The 15393-nt window shown below is 68.3% G+C and carries 13 protein-coding genes; 10 read left to right on the top strand and 3 right to left on the bottom strand.

The features are described 5' to 3' along the window. Positions 1-3: 3 nt before the first annotated feature. Positions 4-3081, bottom strand: coding sequence for an FtsK/SpoIIIE family DNA translocase (locus tag SYV04_RS22710; protein ID WP_321547940.1), 3078 nt, complete (start codon positions 3079-3081; stop codon positions 4-6). 186 nt (positions 3082-3267) lie between these two features. Here SYV04_RS22710 and SYV04_RS22705 point away from each other — a divergent pair, with 186 nt between their 5' ends. From SYV04_RS22705 to gatB, 5 genes are read left to right on the top strand one after another with little or no spacing between them, the layout of a single operon-like run. Next, complete coding sequence (locus SYV04_RS22705) at positions 3268-4641, top strand: zinc-ribbon domain-containing protein (RefSeq protein ID WP_321547939.1); 1374 nt, start codon at positions 3268-3270, stop codon at positions 4639-4641. Between the two features lie 10 nt (positions 4642-4651). Further along, positions 4652-4978, top strand: a complete 327-nt coding sequence (locus SYV04_RS22700; protein ID WP_321547938.1) for a TFIIB-type zinc ribbon-containing protein — start codon at positions 4652-4654, stop codon at positions 4976-4978. A gap of 13 nt (positions 4979-4991) precedes the next feature. After that, the gene (gene gatC, locus SYV04_RS22695) at positions 4992-5279 is read left to right on the top strand and encodes an Asp-tRNA(Asn)/Glu-tRNA(Gln) amidotransferase subunit GatC (RefSeq protein ID WP_321547937.1); all 288 of its coding nucleotides are present in this window, start codon (positions 4992-4994) and stop codon (positions 5277-5279) included. A 4-nt stretch (positions 5280-5283) separates the two neighbouring features. Beyond that, complete coding sequence (gene gatA / locus SYV04_RS22690) at positions 5284-6744, top strand: Asp-tRNA(Asn)/Glu-tRNA(Gln) amidotransferase subunit GatA (RefSeq protein ID WP_321547936.1); 1461 nt, start codon at positions 5284-5286, stop codon at positions 6742-6744. A gap of 21 nt (positions 6745-6765) precedes the next feature. Beyond that, positions 6766-8211, top strand: a complete 1446-nt coding sequence (gene gatB / locus SYV04_RS22685; protein ID WP_321547935.1) for an Asp-tRNA(Asn)/Glu-tRNA(Gln) amidotransferase subunit GatB — start codon at positions 6766-6768, stop codon at positions 8209-8211. A gap of 6 nt (positions 8212-8217) precedes the next feature. Here the strand turns inward: gatB and SYV04_RS22680 are convergent, their stop codons facing one another. Together SYV04_RS22680 and SYV04_RS22675 are read right to left on the bottom strand one after the other, a co-directional pair. Continuing rightward, positions 8218-9294 carry a carbon-nitrogen hydrolase family protein gene (locus SYV04_RS22680; RefSeq protein WP_321547934.1) on the bottom strand — a complete coding sequence of 359 codons (1077 nt, stop codon included), beginning with the start codon at positions 9292-9294 and terminating at the stop codon, positions 8218-8220. Between the two features lie 51 nt (positions 9295-9345). Continuing rightward, positions 9346-10311 (bottom strand): isopenicillin N synthase family dioxygenase, encoded by a 966-nt coding sequence (locus tag SYV04_RS22675; protein WP_321547933.1) that lies wholly within the window; start codon positions 10309-10311, stop codon positions 9346-9348. A 162-nt stretch (positions 10312-10473) separates the two neighbouring features. Between SYV04_RS22675 and SYV04_RS22670 the strand changes: the two genes are divergently transcribed. From SYV04_RS22670 to SYV04_RS22650, 5 genes are all read left to right on the top strand, one after another. Beyond that, a complete protein-coding gene (locus SYV04_RS22670; RefSeq protein WP_321547932.1) occupies positions 10474-12360 on the top strand; it encodes a protein kinase domain-containing protein in 1887 nt (628 codons plus the stop codon). Between the two features lie 204 nt (positions 12361-12564). Then, complete coding sequence (gene rplU / locus SYV04_RS22665) at positions 12565-12873, top strand: 50S ribosomal protein L21 (protein WP_321547931.1); 309 nt, start codon at positions 12565-12567, stop codon at positions 12871-12873. Positions 12874-12933: 60 nt separating this feature from the next. Continuing rightward, entirely contained in the window at positions 12934-13206 is a 273-nt protein-coding gene (gene rpmA, locus SYV04_RS22660; RefSeq protein ID WP_321547930.1) for a 50S ribosomal protein L27, read from the top strand. A 149-nt stretch (positions 13207-13355) separates the two neighbouring features. Then, positions 13356-14687 (top strand): GTPase ObgE, encoded by a 1332-nt coding sequence (gene obgE, locus SYV04_RS22655; protein WP_321547929.1) that lies wholly within the window; start codon positions 13356-13358, stop codon positions 14685-14687. 4 nt (positions 14688-14691) lie between these two features. Further along, entirely contained in the window at positions 14692-15372 is a 681-nt protein-coding gene (locus SYV04_RS22650) for a TrmH family RNA methyltransferase (protein ID WP_321547928.1), read from the top strand. The last annotated feature ends 21 nt before the right edge of the window (positions 15373-15393 follow it).

The following is a 15393-nucleotide window of genomic DNA, read 5'->3' as shown; positions in this document are numbered from 1 at the left end:
CATCTACATCGCCCCCGCGCCGGGCATCTCGCCCACGCCCCGGATGAGCACCTCGCGAGGCTTGGCGCCGTCGGCCGGGCCCACCACCCCGTCGCGCTCCATGCGCTCGATCATGCGCGCGGCGCGGTTGTAGCCGATGCGCATCTTGCGCTGGAGCATGGAGATGGACACGGCGCGCATCTCGCCCACCGTGGCGAGCGCCTGGTCGTACAGCTCGTCGGACAGCTCGTCCTCCTCGCCGCCGCTCTCCACATCCTCGTCGCGCGGCTTGAGGATGGACTCGTCGAAGACAGGCTTGCCCTGGGCCTTGAGGTGGTCCACCGCGCGCTTGATCTCCGTCTCGGAGACGTAGGCGCCATGCACGCGCTGCAGGTGCGCGCTCGTGGGCGGCATGATGAGCATGTCGCCCATGCCGAGCAGCGCCTCGGCGCCCACCGTCCCGAGGATGGTCATCGAGTCCGGCTTGGAGCGCAGCATGAAGCTGATGCGCGTGGGGAAGTTGGCCTTGATGATGCCCGTCACCACGTCCGTGGAGGGACGCTGGGTGGCGACCATCAGGTGGATGCCGGCGGCGCGGGCCATTTGCGCCAGGCGCGCCACGTACGTCTCCACCTCGCGGCTGGCCACCATCATCAGGTCGGCCAGCTCGTCGATGATGACCACGATATAGGGCAGCTTCTTGAGCTCCTTCTTCTCCGGGGTGGACTCCTCGGAGGACGCGGCCTCCAGACTCTCGTCGACGGCCTCGACCTCGGGGACCTCGGCGGTGGCTTCGGAGGCCTCGGGCTCCGACTCCACGGCCTCCCGAATGTCCTCCATGTCGTCCTTGGGCGCGGCCACCCCGGGCTGGTCGTTGGCGGCGGAGGCCTCGGCGGGCTTGTCCTCGCCGACGCTCCCATCCACCACGAGCACCTTCTTGGGCTTGGTGGGCTTCTTCTCCACCACCGCCTTCACCACCTCGGTGGCGGAGGTCTCCACCAGCTTGTTGAAGCCGGCGATGTTGCGCACGCCCGCCTCGGACAGCATCTGGTAGCGGCGCTCCATCTCCTCCACCGCCCAGCGCAGCGCGAGCGCGGCCTTCTTCGGGTCGGTCACCACCGGCAGCAGCAGGTGGGGGATGCCCTCGTACACGGACAGCTCGAGCATCTTCGGGTCCACCATGATGAAGCGGACCTCCTCCGGCGTGGACTTCAGGAGGATGCTCATGATCATCGAGTTGACGGCCACGGATTTACCCGAGCCCGTGGTACCGGCGATGAGCAGGTGGGGCGCCTTGGCCAGGTCGAAGACGTACGGCATGCCCTCGATGTCCTTGCCCACGCACATGGTGAGCCGGCTCTGGCTCTTGTGGAAGGCGTCCTGCTCGGCGATCTCCTTGAGGAACACCGTCTCGCGGTCCTTGTTGGGCACCTCGATGCCCACCACGCCCTTGCCGGGGATGGGGGCGACGATGCGCACGCGCATGGCCTCCATCGCCATGGCGAGGTCATCGGCGAGCGCGGCGATCTTGCTCACCTTGATGCCGGGGCCCGGGAGGAACTCGTACATGGTGACGACGGGGCCGGGGCGGATCTCCACCACCTCGCCGACGATGCCGAAGTCGGCCAGCTTGGCGCGCAGCTTCTCGGCGGTGACGAGGAAGGCGTCCTTGTCCAGCGCCGAGCGCTCCTTCTTGTCGATCTCCAGCACGTCCAGCGGGGGCAGCGAGAAGCTCTTGCGACCTCCCACGAACTCGAACTCCTCCGTCCGCTTCGGAGCGGTGGGCTTGGGCGGGGCCTTGGGCTCCACGATGAGCGGCATGCGCGCCATCGCGGACTGGGGCGCCGGAACGATGGCGGAGGCGGGAGCGGCCGGAGCAGCCGCGACCGGAGCAGCCACCGGAGCTGGGGCGAGCGCGGGCTCGTCGGCCTCGGCAGCGGCCAGGGCCGAGGCGGCCACTGGAGGCACGGAGTTGGGAGCGGTGGGCCCGGTGACGATGTTGGGCACCTTGCGCTCACGCTTGCGCGGAGGAGGCTCGGACGTAGCCCCGTTCGCGGCGGCGTTTGCAGCAGCGGCGGCGGGCGTGGGCGCGAGGAACGAAGCCCAGGCCGGATCCGCGCCAGGGGCCGGACGCTTCTCGGCCATCGGCACGGCAACGGGAGCGTTGGAGGCGGCGAGCTCGGGGAGCTTCTCCTTGGCGCGGTTGTCGCGGGCCAGCTCCTTGGTCTCCTTCGCGGTCTTCTTGGCGAGCTGGAGCTGCTCCTTCTCCTGCTCGCGGGCCAGGCGCACGGCCTCCTCGGCCATGGCCTCCGCCTCGGCGGCCTCGGCCTCGGCCGCATCGCGCTCGGCCTCCAGCAGCTCCTCCTCGTCCGCCTCGAGCTGGGCGAGGAAGGCAGCCTCCTCCAGCTTCTCCTGGGCGGCCTCCTCCTGGCGCTTCTTGTAGGCCTCCTTCTGCTCCTCCCAGAAAGCCTGGGCGGCCTCCATGGCGCGCTGTCCCAGCACGCAGGCTCCCGCCCACAGCATCGAGCACAGCTTCAGGAACGCGTACTGCGTGCCAACGATGAGCCCGGCCACGGCCACCGCAGTCACGAGAATCACGGTGCCCACGGTGGAGAACAGGCCCTGCAGCATGCCTCCGAGCCCCGCGCCCACGGCGCCGCCAGGCGGGTGGGCCCAGCCGGGATCTCCCGCGAAGGCGAGCTGCGCCAGCACCGCTGCGCTCAGCGTCAGCAGCGCCAGCGCGGCGATCTGCGGCAGGCGGCGGCGCTCGCGGTTGCCCACGAAGATCACCATCGCCGCGTAGATGCCACAGGCGGGGATGAGGTAGGCACACACCCCCAGAAACCCCCGCAGGCCCTCGGCGATGAGGTGGCCCATGGGGCCCACCATGTTCTTGAACCCTGGCCCCACGCGATCGCGTGGGTTGAAGGTTGCAACCGACAACAGGGAGATGAGCGAGAGGGACAGGACGAAGACGCCTACCAGCGCCCTGCGTCCGGCTCCCCCCGTCTGCATCTTCTTGGCCGCCAGCGCTTTTCGGCGCGTGGCGATCTCCTGGGTCGAAAGAACCGTCTTCTCCGCCCTGGCCTTCCTGGCCGCCATGACCATCCCTCGTCAGACTCGTAGCAGGCTGTAGCGACTGCGCGGCGCGAGTGTAGGGGGGGAGGGGGTTGGGTCAATTTTCCGGCCCGGGTGTCACCCCATTGTCCTCTGGCGAGAACGCTCAATTGAGGTCATGTGCCTCTGGAGCCAGTATGGTGCGAGGACCGAAGGTGTCAGGCGGGGTGCATGGACGTACGATGCGAGCGATGCAAGACGCAGTACCAGCTCGATGACTCCCGGGTCTCCGAGACCGGAGTCACCGTTCAGTGCTCCACGTGCCACCACGTCTTCGTGGTGAAGAAGAAGGCCCTGGTCGTCACGGTTCCGGTGGCGGCGGGGCAGCAGCCGCAGGGCCCCGCCATCCCCCTGGGCACACCTCCTGCGCCGCCTCCTCCGGGGCTTCGCCCCCTGGGAAGTCCCATCACCATGCCCCCTCCGGTGGGCACCGCCGCCGCCCCGCCGCCAGCAGAGGCCGCTTCGGTGCTTCCTCCCGGAGGAACGCCGGGAGAGCGGGCCCGCGAGTGGCGGGTGCGCCAGGCCAGCGGAAATCTTTTCACCCTCAAGGATCTCACCACGCTCCAGAAGTGGATCGTCGAGCGCAAGGTGTCGCGCGACGACGAGATCTCCATGACGGGGGAGAGCTGGAAGCGGCTGGGAGACATCGGGGAGCTGGCGACCTTCTTCCAGCTGGTGGACGAGGCGCAGAAGGCGGCCGTGCTCCAGGCCCAGCTGGGCGCGACGGCGTCCACGGCGGCGCCAGCGCCCGAGCCGAGCCAGAAGCGGAGCCTGACTCCGGTGCTCCTTCTCCTGCTGGTGCTCCTGCTCGGAGGAGGCTCGGCCTTCTATTACTTCCAGGTGTTGGTGCCGCAGCGCGAGGAGGCCGAGCGCGTGGCCACGGCGCGGCGGCTGGAAGAAGAGGAGCGCCGGGAGCGGGAGCGTCAGGAGCAGCTCCTCGCCGCGCAGGCGAGAGCCGAGACCCAAGCCCAGGCGGACGCCGGGAGTCCGACCGAGCCCGATGCGGACGCGGGAGCGCTGGCCGGGGCAGAGCTGCTGGACGCCGGAGATGGGGGGAGTCAGGAAGACGCGGGGACCCTCCTGGACGCCGGAGCGGCGGAGGACGCGGGGACGGGCGCGGATGCGGGCACTCCAGACGCGGGCGCTCCGGATGCGGGCACCGGGGTGAAGCGACCGGCGCCAGTGCGAGACTTCGACTACTACATGACCCAGGGCGACCGGCAGCGCGAGCGTGAGCGTCCCGAGGCGGCCCTGGAGGCCTACGCGGCGGCCGCGGAGCTATCCCCGGACCGGGGAGAGGCGTATGCGGGGCGGGGGATGGCTTTCCTTGACTTGGGAGACACTCGGCAGGCCGAGGCAGAATTCAAACAGGCACTCAAGTTCAATCCGCGCTACGGAGAAGCAATCATAGGACTTGCGGAGACCTACCGCTCCCAGGGAAAGAAGGCGGAAGCCATCCGCTATTACGAGCGGTACCTTGAGATCCTGCCCAATGGACCCGAGGCTGCGGTGGCGCGCACCGCCATCGAGCGTTTGAAGGAGTGAAGGAGACCACATGGCCGAGTTCGACAAGCCGTCGTCCACCGAAGAGGAATACTTCGCCCGCGAGGACATCGAGAAGAAGCGCAAGCTCGCCCTCCAGCAGTCCGAGGAGATGGCGACCAAGCAGCGCGAGGATCTCAAGCAGCTGCACTACATGAAGTGCCCCAAGTGCGGCATGGACCTGCAGACGCTGTCCAAGGGCAAGGTTGAGATCGACACCTGCTTCAACTGCCAGGGCGTTTGGCTGGATGCGGGTGAGCTGGAGCAGATCATCAAGCAGGGCCCCGAGGGCAGCGGCAAGGTGATGGGCGCCGTCCTCAACCTGTTCAAGCGGAAGTAGGAGTCACCCTCGGATGAAGCTCACGATCGAGCAGGTCCGCCACGTGGCCAACTTGGCGCGGCTCTCGCTGACGCCGGAGGAGGAGCAGCGCTATGCCACGCAGCTCTCGGCGGTGCTGGACGCGGTGGCCCAGCTCCAGGAACTCGACGTGAGCGGCGTGGAGCCCACCTCCCACGCCACGCTCGCGTCCTCGCTGCTGCGCGAGGACGCGATGCGCCCCTCGCTGCCGCCGGAGAAGGGGCTGGCCAACGCCCCCTCGAAGGTGGGCACCAGCTTCGCGGTCCCGAAGATCATCGAGTGAGGCCATGGAGCTGACTGAACTGTCGATGCTGGAGCTGGCGGCGAAGCTGGCCGCGGGGGAAGTCTCCTCCGTGGAGGCGACGCGGGCGTGCCTGGCGCGGGTGGCCCAGGTGGACGGGCAGGTGAAGGCCTTCCTGCGGTTGGACGAGAAGGGCGCGCTGGCGGCCGCCGAGGCCAGTGACGCGCGCCGCAAGGCTGGCAACCCCGCGAGTCCCCTGGACGGGGTGCCCATCGGCCTCAAGGACATCTTCCTCACCGAGGGGGTGGAGACGACCTGCGGCTCACGCATCCTCCAGGGCTTCGTGCCGCCGTATGACGCCACGGTGGTGCGCCTCTTGAAGGAGGCGGGCCTGCCCGTTCTGGGCAAGTTGAACATGGACGAGTTCGCCATGGGCTCGTCCAACGAGGGCAGCGCGTACGGCCCCACGCACAACCCGTGGCGGCTGGATCGGACGCCGGGAGGCTCCTCGGGAGGCTCGGCGGCGGCGGTGGCGGCGCGCGAGGTGTTCGGGGCGCTGGGTACGGACACGGGCGGCTCCATTCGCCAGCCCGCGGCGTTCACCAACCTCGTGGGGCTCAAGCCCACCTACGGGCGCGTGTCCCGCTATGGCGTCATCGCCTACGCCTCGTCGCTGGACCAGGTGGGGCCGATGACGCGCACGGTGGCGGACACGGCGGAGCTGCTCCAACTCATCGCCCGGCATGACCCGCTCGACTCCACCTCCGCGCCGACGGAGGCACCGGACTACCGGGCGGACCTGGAGAGCGGCGTTCGGGGCATGCGGCTGGGCGTGCCGCGCGAGTACTTCATCAACGGCATGGACCCAGACGTGGAGAGCACGGTGCGCGAGGCCATGAAGGCCTATGAGCGCCTGGGCGCGACGCTGGTGGACGTGTCGCTGCCGCACACGAAGTACGCCCTGGCCACGTACTACCTGCTGGCGCCGGCGGAGGCCTCCAGCAACCTGGCCCGCTATGACGGCGTGCGCTACGGCGTACGTGCCAAGGACGCGCGGGGCCTGCGGGAGATGTACGGCCAGACGCGCGAGCGTGGCTTCGGCGCCGAGGTGAAGCGCCGCATCATGCTGGGCACCTACGCGCTGTCGGCGGGTTACTACGACGCCTACTACGTGCATGCGCAGAAGGTCCGCACCCTCATCCGGGAGGACTTCTCGCGAGCGTTCGCGCAGGTGGACGCCATCCTCTCGCCCACCTCGCCAGTGGTGGCGTTCAAGCTGGGCGACAAGGTGGATGACCCGCTGGCCATGTACCTCATGGACGTGTTCACGCTGCCTTGCAACCTGGCGGGACTGCCAGGCCTGTCGCTGCCGTGTGGCTTCACGAAGAAGAGCATGCCCATCGGCTTGCAGATCCTCGGCAAGCCCTTCGACGAGGCGCGGCTGTTGCGCATCGCCCGGGCCTTCGAGCGCGAGCACGACTTCCACCGCCGCTTCGCACCGCTCTAGAGGAGTGTTCCAGGTACCCCCATGCCCCTGAGCGATTTCCAGCCTGTCATCGGCCTCGAGGTCCACGCCCAGCTGCTGACGAAGTCGAAGATCTTCTGCGGCTGCTCCACGGAGTTCGGCGCGGAGCCCAACCGCAACACCTGCCCGGTGTGCCTGGGCATGCCCGGGGTGTTACCGGTGCTCAACCAGCGGGTGGTGGAGTTCGCCGTCCGCACAGGGCTGGCGCTGGGCTGCACCATCAAGAAGACGAGCATCTGGAGCCGGAAGAACTATTTCTATCCGGACCTGCCGAAGGGCTACCAGATCACCCAGTACGACCAGCCCATCTGCGAGTGGGGCACGCTCACCATCGACATGCCCGAGGGCGAGAAGACCATCCGCGTTCGCCGCATCCATATGGAGGAGGACGCGGGCAAGAACGTGCATGACGCCAGCGTGGGCGAGAGCCTGGTGGACCTGAACCGGGCGGGGGTGCCGCTGCTGGAGATCGTCAGCGAGCCGGACCTGCGCAGCGCGGACGAGGCGGTGGAGTACCTCAAGGCGCTGAGGGACGTGCTGGTCTACCTCGGGGTGAACGACGGGAACATGGAGGAGGGCTCCTTCCGCTGCGACGCCAACGTGTCGGTGATGCGCAAGGGGGAGACGCAGTACGGCCAGCGGGTGGAGCTGAAGAACATCAACTCGTTCCGGTTCATCAAGCAGGCCATCGAGCACGAGATTGGCCGGCATGTGGAGGTCATCGAGTCGGGCGGGAAGATCGTCCAGGAGACGCGGCTGTGGGACACGCAGCGGGGCGAGACGCGCTCCATGCGCTCGAAGGAGGACGCGCATGACTACCGCTACTTCCCGGAGCCGGACCTGCCGCCGCTGCACGTGCCGGAGGCGCTGATCGACCAGGTGGTGAAGGGACTGCCGGAGCTGCCGCGTCCGAAGATCCAGCGCTTCATGAGCCAGTACGGGCTGCCGGCGTACGACGCGAAGCTGCTGTGCGCGGAGCGACCGCTGGCGGACTTCTTCGAGGCGTGTACGCAGCACTCCAAGGACTACAAGAAGCTCTCCAACTGGTTCCAGGGAGAGCTGGCGCGGCTGCTGAACGAGAGCGGAGGCGCGGTGACGATCTCCACGCTCAAGTTCACGCCGGCGCAGTTCGCCGAGCTGCTGACGGCGGTGGAGAAGGGGACGCTCTCTAACAACGCGGCGAAGGACGTGTTCGGGGAGATGTTCCGCACGGGCAAGGCGCCCGAGGCGATCATCGCGGAGAAGGGCCTGGCGCAGGTGAGCGACGCGGGCGCGGTGGAGGCGGTGGTGGACGAGGTGCTGGCGAAGAACGCCGGCGAGGTGGAGAAGTACCGCGGCGGCAAGAAGCAGATCTTCGGCTTCTTCGTGGGCCAGGTGATGAAGGCGATGAAGGGCAAGGGCAACCCGACCCTGGTCAACGACCTGCTGAAGAAGAAGCTCGGAGACTGAGCGCCCTCAGCACCTGTTGTCCACGCGGGGCGAGGCGAGGGGGACCGTGACGTGCAGGACGTCCTCCGCGCGCGGGTCTCGCGCCTGGGCCAGGACGCGCACCTCGCCCGGCCCCACGCGCTCGAAGATGAGCGAAGGGGCCTCGAAGACGTTGTCGAAGAAGCTCCCCACGAGCTGCGGGTTCACCGCGTAGCGCACGCGCTCCAGCCCGGCCAGCTGGGAGTAGAGCCCCTCGTTGAACCACTGCTCGCGCCGCAACTGCCGCTCCCCCGGAGCGTTGAAGGCCCAGGGCCCATCCCAGGGCCAGGCGTTGGCCGAGGGCTGGGCGATGATGTCCGCGCCCCGCGCATCCAGGAGTCGCGCGGCGGGCACGAAAGTGGGCTCCTCGGAGGTGTGGGGCTCACGGAAGCCGTCGTAACAGATGAGCGTCCCGAGCTGACCGAACGGCGTGTGTACCACCTCGAGGTCCTCGGCGCGCCCGGGGCTCAGCCTGACGACATCCTCCTGGGTGGGCACGAGGTTCACCTTGCGCGTCACGGCCACGCAGCGGCCTTCGGGAGAGAAGGTGTAGCTGGTGTTGTAGGTGCGCGCGTTCACCGGCGCGAAGTCTGGTGTGTCCAAGCCCAGCCGGTTTTTCGGAAGCAACGCGCTGCCGGCTACCACCCACAGGCCGAAGTCCCGGGCGATGCCCGAGAACGCATGCCACATGGCCCGGTGTACCCGCTCCGCTGTGGCGGCATACAGCCACTCCTCCAGGGACGCGGGGCGATGGCGCACGGCGAGGGCGAGCGAGAGCACCTCGGCCAGCGCCACGCGGGCCATGGCCGCCTGTGTGGTTCGGGAGCGGCGCACCCGGTGGATGTGCCCCATCAGACCCAGGGGCGCCCCCACCATCTCCGGCCACACCGCCAGCGCGGGGTAGAGGGGACGTCCCGAGGCATCTCGCGTCCGCCGCCGATCGATCTGACGGGCGAGGGTGCGGTGGCGCTCGGCAAAGCGCTCCGCCGAGGCGTAGTCCTCAAGGGAGATGCGAGGCTGGACGGCGAAGAGCTCGACGTGCGTGCAAGAGGTGACGGCGTCCACCGCGGGAAGGATGTCACCCGCGCACGGAGGGGTCGAGCCCCCGCCAGAGCGCTACTTGATGAGGCCGATCTCCCGCAGGCGCTGCTGGAGGAAGGCGTCCGCGGTGATGGGCGGCAGCATCTTCTCGGTGTCCATCGTGGACGTGACGGGCAGGGGCTGGAGCACGCACTTGGGATACGGATGCACGAAGAAGGGCATCGAGTAGCGCGTGGTGTCCTCGGAGGGGCTCTTGGGGTTCACCACGCGGTGCGTCGTGGCGGGGATGACGTTGTTGGTCACCCGGCTGAGCATGTCACCCGAGTCCACGACGATCTGCCCGCGCAGCGTGTCCACTGGGATCCACTCCCCATCGCGCGTGAGCAGCTCCAGGCCGGACGCGGTGCCCTCGCACAGCAGAGTGATGAGGTTGATGTCCTCGTGCTCGGCGGCGCGCACCCCACCGGGGATGAAGCGCTCCTTGAGCGGGGGGTAGTGGATGAGCCGCAGGATGGAGTTGCCGTCCTGCGCCATGGCGCTGAAGGTGTCGCGCGCCACGCCGAAGTACTCCGCCAGCGCCCGGAGCATCACCGCCGCGGCCTCGTCCAGCGCGCCGAAGAGCCCCAGCGTGTTCGTCCGGAACGAGGGCACCTCCTCCGGCCAGAGGTTGGGGCCGTAGTGGGGCGAGAAGTGGGGGTGCGAGGAGTCCAACTCCCGCCCCACATGCCAGAACTCCTTGAGGTCCCCCACGGTGCGGTTCTTGGCGTGCTCCTGGCCGTAGCCGGTGTAGCCACGCTGGCCCGCGCCGCCGGGCACGGTGTAGTGACGCTTCACGTCATCGGGAAGTTGGAAGAAGCGCTCCACATCCGTATAGGTGCGGCGGATCAATCCATCATCAACGCCATGGCCTTCCACGGAGACGAAACCGAACTCCTTGAGGGCGTCTCCGAAGACCTGGATGAAGCGGGCACGTTCCTGTGGCGTCCCTGTGCGATAATGGGAGAGATTGACGAGCGGGATGCGACGAACCGAAGTGGACATTAGAGGGCGACTCTACCCATGCCCTTGGGGACGGGGAACCAAACCTTCCGTGCATCAATCGAGCCTGTCCGCTACCCTGGCGGGTAGGGTGGGGAAGACGGCACCGGAACATGCGATTGTTGGTCAGGCAGGAGCTGCTGCACATGCCGAGTACAGCCCTGCATGAGGCCTTCCGCGAAGGCCAGCGAGGATGGCGCGTCCGTCATGGAGGATGAGCAGAACTCCCCGGAGTTGATCGCCGAGGAGGAGGATCCGCTGCTGGGGACACAGCTTGGCAGCTTCCGGCTCATCCGGAGGCTGGGCCGGGGTGGGATGGGCTCGGTCTATCTCGGAGAGCATGTGTCCATTGGGAGCCGGATGGCGGTGAAGGTGCTCCACGAGCACCTGGCGGCCTATCCGGAGCTCGTCCAGCGCTTCCACGCGGAGGCGCGGGCGGTGAACCTCATCGGCCACGAGAACATCGTCAGCATCTTCGATCTGAACGCTACGCCGCCGCGCCCCTACCTCATCATGGAGTACCTGGAGGGGATGCCCCTGTCCTCGATGGTGGGCGTGCCGGTGCGGGCGGAGGAGTGGGTGCCCATCCTGACGCAGGCGTGCGAGGCGCTGCATGCGGCCCACCAGCGGGGCATCGTCCACCGCGACCTGAAGCCCGACAACATCTTCCTGGTGCAGCGGGCCAAGGGAGCGCCTCCGTTCGTGAAGGTGCTCGACTTCGGTATCGCCAAGCTCATCGACGGGGCGGGGCCGCAGACGCAGGCGGGCATCATCGTCGGCACCCCCGAGTACATGGCCCCCGAGCAGTCGCGCAGCCAGCGGCTGGACGGGCGCGCGGACGTCTACGCGCTGGGAGTGATTGCCTACCAGCTCGCCACGGGCCAGCTGCCCTTCACCGAGGAGGGGAGCGCCGCCCAGCTCGTGGCCCACCAGACGCTGCCACCGCCGCCGCCGCGCTCCATCTATCCGGGGGTGTCCCAGCCCATCGAGGCGGTCATCCTGCACGCGCTCGCCAAGGCGCCCGCGGACCGCTACGAGAACGCCCGGGCCCTGAAAGCGGCCTTGGAGCAGGCGCTGGCCGACGAGCTGAAGGGGCCCATCGCCGAGCCCCCACCGCCGCCTCCTTCCCAGCCGGCGCGGGAGACGCAGTCACGCCGCCGGGCACGCCCCGTGGAACTGCCTGCCCGGGTGGTTCTGCGCCCGGGGGCACAGCCGGAGCGGATGGTGTGCTCGGACATTGCCCGGGGAGGGTTGTTCCTGCGCACCCAGGGGGGAGAGCTGCCCGCCCTCTTCTCTCGCGTCCAGGTGACGCTGGAGATGGCGCGGGGGCCGCTGACCTCCACCTGTGAGGTGGTGCGCCTGGTCACGCCCGAGCAGGCGCTCCTGTGGGGTATGGCGCCGGGCTTCGGCGTGCAGTTCGTGGAGCCCCCGGCCGACTTCAAGGCCGCGATTGCCCAGCTGCTCCGCGGAGGGACGGGCAACACTCCGCTCGAGGTGGTGCTGCCCTCGGGGGACGTGGAGATCACGACGATCCTCGAGAGCTACCGGCAGAACCTCCAGAAGGACCACTACGCTCTGCTCTCCCTGCCCCCGGATTCGAGCTTCGAGACCGTTCGGGCGCGGGTGCGCGCGGCCCTGGGAGACCTGGAGGCACTCCGGGGGCGCCCGCTCGGCTCCGCGCAGCGCGCGCTGCTGGACTCGGTGCTCACCCGGGTGCGTGACGCGGGCGAGACGCTGACGACGCTCCTGCGCCGGGCGATGTACGACGCGATGATGGGCAACTTCCGAGGGGTGGAGGCCTGTCTGGCGGCGGGGCTGACGGTCACCCAGCTGGAGGCCCTGCGCCGCGACTTCCTCGGGCGGCGCCCGAACGCGGCGGGCACCGCGCACGTCCACATCCTCACGGGCAACGCGTACGAGAAGAATGGCCAGCTCGCCCGGGCCCTGGAGACCTACGAGCGGGGGCTGGCGGCGGACCCGCTGGACCTCCAACTCCTCCAGCGGTGCCGGGCGGTGCGCCGGGCCCTGGCCTCCCGAGGGCCGACGCCGTGATCCTGCGGGGTGGGCAGGCAGGCGGCCAGGCGTCTGGGTGTTCATGGGATGGGGGATGTGCGCGATAACCCCCCTATCTGCCTTGACTCGACCGATCATCTACCGTAGATCGGCCGTCCTTTGCATATCCGGGTGGTCTTCCGCCTGAAATGCACGATGGCTTCCACGGGTTGACCCAACCCGACTCGAACAGAGGTTTCGACGATGTACGCAGTGATTCGCACGGGCGGTAAGCAGTACCGGGTTGCCGAGGGTGACGTGCTCCGCATCGAGAAGGTCGCGGGCGAGATCGGCACCGAGGTGACGTTCAACGACATCCTGATGCTGGGCGGCTCGGGCTCCCCGAAGATTGGCCAGCCCACGGTGGGTGGCGCCAAGGTCGTGGGGAAGATCCTCGCTCAGGACAAGCACCGCCGCGTCCTCCACTTCCGCAAGGAGAAGGAGGGCTGGACGCGCCGCCGTGGTCACCGCCAGCCGTATACCGAGGTTCGCGTTACCTCCATCTCGGGCTAGTTTCGGCTCATCATCTTCCCGGGGCCCTGCTGGCGCTCCGGTTCATGTAGGACAGGTGTCATGGCTCATAAAAAGGGACAGGGTTCTTCGCGCAACGGGCGTGACTCGAATTCACAGCGCCGCGGCGTCAAGGTGTACGGCGGCGAGGCAGTGACGGCGGGCAGCATCATCGTGCGGCAGCTGGGCACGGTCATCCACCCCGGCACCAACGTGAAGCTCGGTCGTGACTACACCCTCTACTCCACGGTGGACGGGGTGGTGAAGTACGAGCGTCTGGGTCGGGACCGCAAGAAGGTGTCGGTCTACCCGGCCGAGGCCCAGGCGAGCGCCTAGGCTTCCATCACGGGCCCGCCTTCGGGTGGGCCTGGCTGCAATCGAGCGGGTCGCTCCCGGTCCATGCGCCTGATGGCGGCTGGACACGAGGGCGGCCCGTTCTGCGTTTCTGACTTGGAGTTCCCCGCGAGCGGGGAGAGGCAAGCGGTATGAAATTCGTCGACGAGGTCCGCATCTACGTGAAGGCCGGAGACGGTGGCAACGGCGCCGTCTCCTTCCGGCGGGAGAAGTTCATCGAGCGCGGAGGCCCGAACGGAGGAGATGGCGGCAACGGCGGCTCGGTGCTGTTCGTGGCGGATCCGCAGCTCACCACGCTGCTGGACTTCCGCTACCAGCAGCACCACCGCGCGAAGAACGGCGAGAACGGGATGGGCAGCGACTGCAACGGTCGCGGCGCGGAGGACATGATCCTCAAGGTGCCGGCGGGCACGCTCATCCGGGACACGAATACGGGCGATCTGCTGGTGGACCTGAGCGAGCCGGGCCAGACCTTCGTGGCGGCCAAGGGCGGCCGGGGCGGCCTGGGCAACATGAACTTCGCCACCTCCACGCGGCAGACGCCGCGCTTCGCCCAGGATGGGACGAAGGGCGAGGAGATCACGCTGACGCTCGAGCTGAAGCTCCTGGCGGACGTGGGGCTCCTGGGCTTCCCGAACGCGGGCAAGAGCACCTTCATCTCGAGGGTGAGCCGGGCGCGGCCGAAGGTCGCGGACTACCCATTCACCACGTTGGTGCCGAACCTCGGCATGGTCCAGTACAAGGACAACCTGTCGTTCGTGATGGCGGACATCCCCGGCATTATCGAGGGGGCGAGCGAGGGCGTGGGATTGGGGCACCAGTTCCTGCGCCACGTGGAGCGCTGCAAGGTGCTCATCCACCTCATCGACCTGGGGGCGGAGGGCGAGGGCCGCGAGCCGCTGAAGGACTTCGACATCCTCAACCGCGAGCTGGAGAAGTACAGCGCGGAGCTGTCGAAGAAGCCGCAGGTGGTGGCGGCCAACAAGGTGGATCTGCCCTATGCGCGTGAGCGGCTGGAGCCGTTCACGGAGGCTTTGCGCGAGCGAGGCGTCGCGGTGTTCCCGGTGTCCACCGCCACGGGCGAGGGCCTGCAGGCGCTGATGGACGTGGCGGCCGAGGTGCTCTTCACGGGCCGGACGGACAAGCTGCGCGTGGAGCCACCAGCGAAGCCCGCGAAGAAGGTGGCGGTGGCGAAGGTGCCCGCGAAGAAGGCAGCGGTGAAGCAGGCGCCCGCGAAGAAGGCTCCGGCCAAGAAGGCTTCAGCCAAGAAGGTGGCCGTGAAAAAGGCACCCGCGAAGAAGGCCCCTGTCCGGAAGGCGCCCGCGAAGAAGGCCCCGGCCCGGAAGGTCGCGGCGAAGAAGGTGCCCGCCAAGAAGAAGGCAGCGGCCGCGAAGAAGGTGCCCGCCCGCCGCACGCCGAAGGCGCCGGTGAAGGCGAAGCGCAAGCAGGGGCGGAGGTCCTGACGCGATGAGCGGTGGTGGTCCTCGCTACGAGCCCTTCGAGAACAAGTCCGTCGAGCCGGAGTCGTTCCTCCTGGAGGTTCGCAAGGAGAAGATCGACCGCGTGGTGGAGCAGCGCACGCGGACCTTCACGGTCGTGCTGGACCGGCTCGAGGACAGCTTCAACATGGCGGCGGTGCTGCGCACCTGCGAGGCCATGGGCGTGCAGGAGGTCCACGTCGTCATCAACCCGGAGGCGCCCTTCCTGCCCAACTCCCGGGTGGCGCAGGGCTGCGACAAGTGGTTGGACGTGAAGCAGTACAACTCGTTCGCCGAGTGTCGGGATCACCTGAAGGGACGGGGCTTTTCGCTGTACGCCTCGGCCATCCGCGAGGGAGCGAAGAGCCTCTACTCACTGCGCTTCGACTCGAAGATCGCGATCATCTTCGGCAACGAGCGCTTCGGGGTGAGCGAGGAGGTGCTGGCCAACGTGGACGGCACCTTCTGGATCCCCATGAGGGGCTTCAGCCAGAGCATCAACATCTCCGCGGCGGCATCGGCTTGTATCAGCCGAGCGGTTGCCTGGCGGGAGGAGCACCTGGGGAAGGTGGGAGACCTGACTCCCGAGGAGGCCCAGGAGCTTCGCGAGCGCTTCTATGTGCTGGCTGTCAAGCAAAGGAAGCGGATTTTCAAGGGAAAGCAGCCATGAATCCGGGGCCCTTGGGTCCCG

The organism is Hyalangium ruber (assembly GCF_034259325.1).
Lineage (GTDB): Bacteria > Myxococcota > Myxococcia > Myxococcales > Myxococcaceae > Hyalangium_A > Hyalangium_A rubrum.
Note: the sequence above shows the minus strand (reverse complement) of the source record. Positions and strands in the feature narration are given on the sequence as shown.

What these genes read in the sequence shown, in the direction of transcription:
- rpmA (WP_321547930.1), top strand. Translation starts at nt 12,934, where the DNA reads ATGGCTCATAAAAAGGGACAGGGTTCTTCGCGCAACGGGCGTGACTCG.
- gatA (WP_321547936.1), top strand. Translation starts at nt 5,284, where the DNA reads ATGGAGCTGACTGAACTGTCGATGCTGGAGCTGGCGGCGAAGCTGGCC.
- rplU (WP_321547931.1), top strand. Translation starts at nt 12,565, where the DNA reads ATGTACGCAGTGATTCGCACGGGCGGTAAGCAGTACCGGGTTGCCGAG.
- SYV04_RS22700 (WP_321547938.1), top strand. Translation starts at nt 4,652, where the DNA reads ATGGCCGAGTTCGACAAGCCGTCGTCCACCGAAGAGGAATACTTCGCC.
- SYV04_RS22710 (WP_321547940.1), bottom strand. Translation starts at nt 3,081, where the DNA reads ATGGCGGCCAGGAAGGCCAGGGCGGAGAAGACGGTTCTTTCGACCCAG.
- obgE (WP_321547929.1), top strand. Translation starts at nt 13,356, where the DNA reads ATGAAATTCGTCGACGAGGTCCGCATCTACGTGAAGGCCGGAGACGGT.
- SYV04_RS22675 (WP_321547933.1), bottom strand. Translation starts at nt 10,311, where the DNA reads ATGTCCACTTCGGTTCGTCGCATCCCGCTCGTCAATCTCTCCCATTAT.
- gatB (WP_321547935.1), top strand. Translation starts at nt 6,766, where the DNA reads ATGCCCCTGAGCGATTTCCAGCCTGTCATCGGCCTCGAGGTCCACGCC.
- SYV04_RS22650 (WP_321547928.1), top strand. Translation starts at nt 14,692, where the DNA reads ATGAGCGGTGGTGGTCCTCGCTACGAGCCCTTCGAGAACAAGTCCGTC.
- gatC (WP_321547937.1), top strand. Translation starts at nt 4,992, where the DNA reads ATGAAGCTCACGATCGAGCAGGTCCGCCACGTGGCCAACTTGGCGCGG.
- SYV04_RS22705 (WP_321547939.1), top strand. Translation starts at nt 3,268, where the DNA reads ATGGACGTACGATGCGAGCGATGCAAGACGCAGTACCAGCTCGATGAC.
- SYV04_RS22670 (WP_321547932.1), top strand. Translation starts at nt 10,474, where the DNA reads ATGAGGCCTTCCGCGAAGGCCAGCGAGGATGGCGCGTCCGTCATGGAG.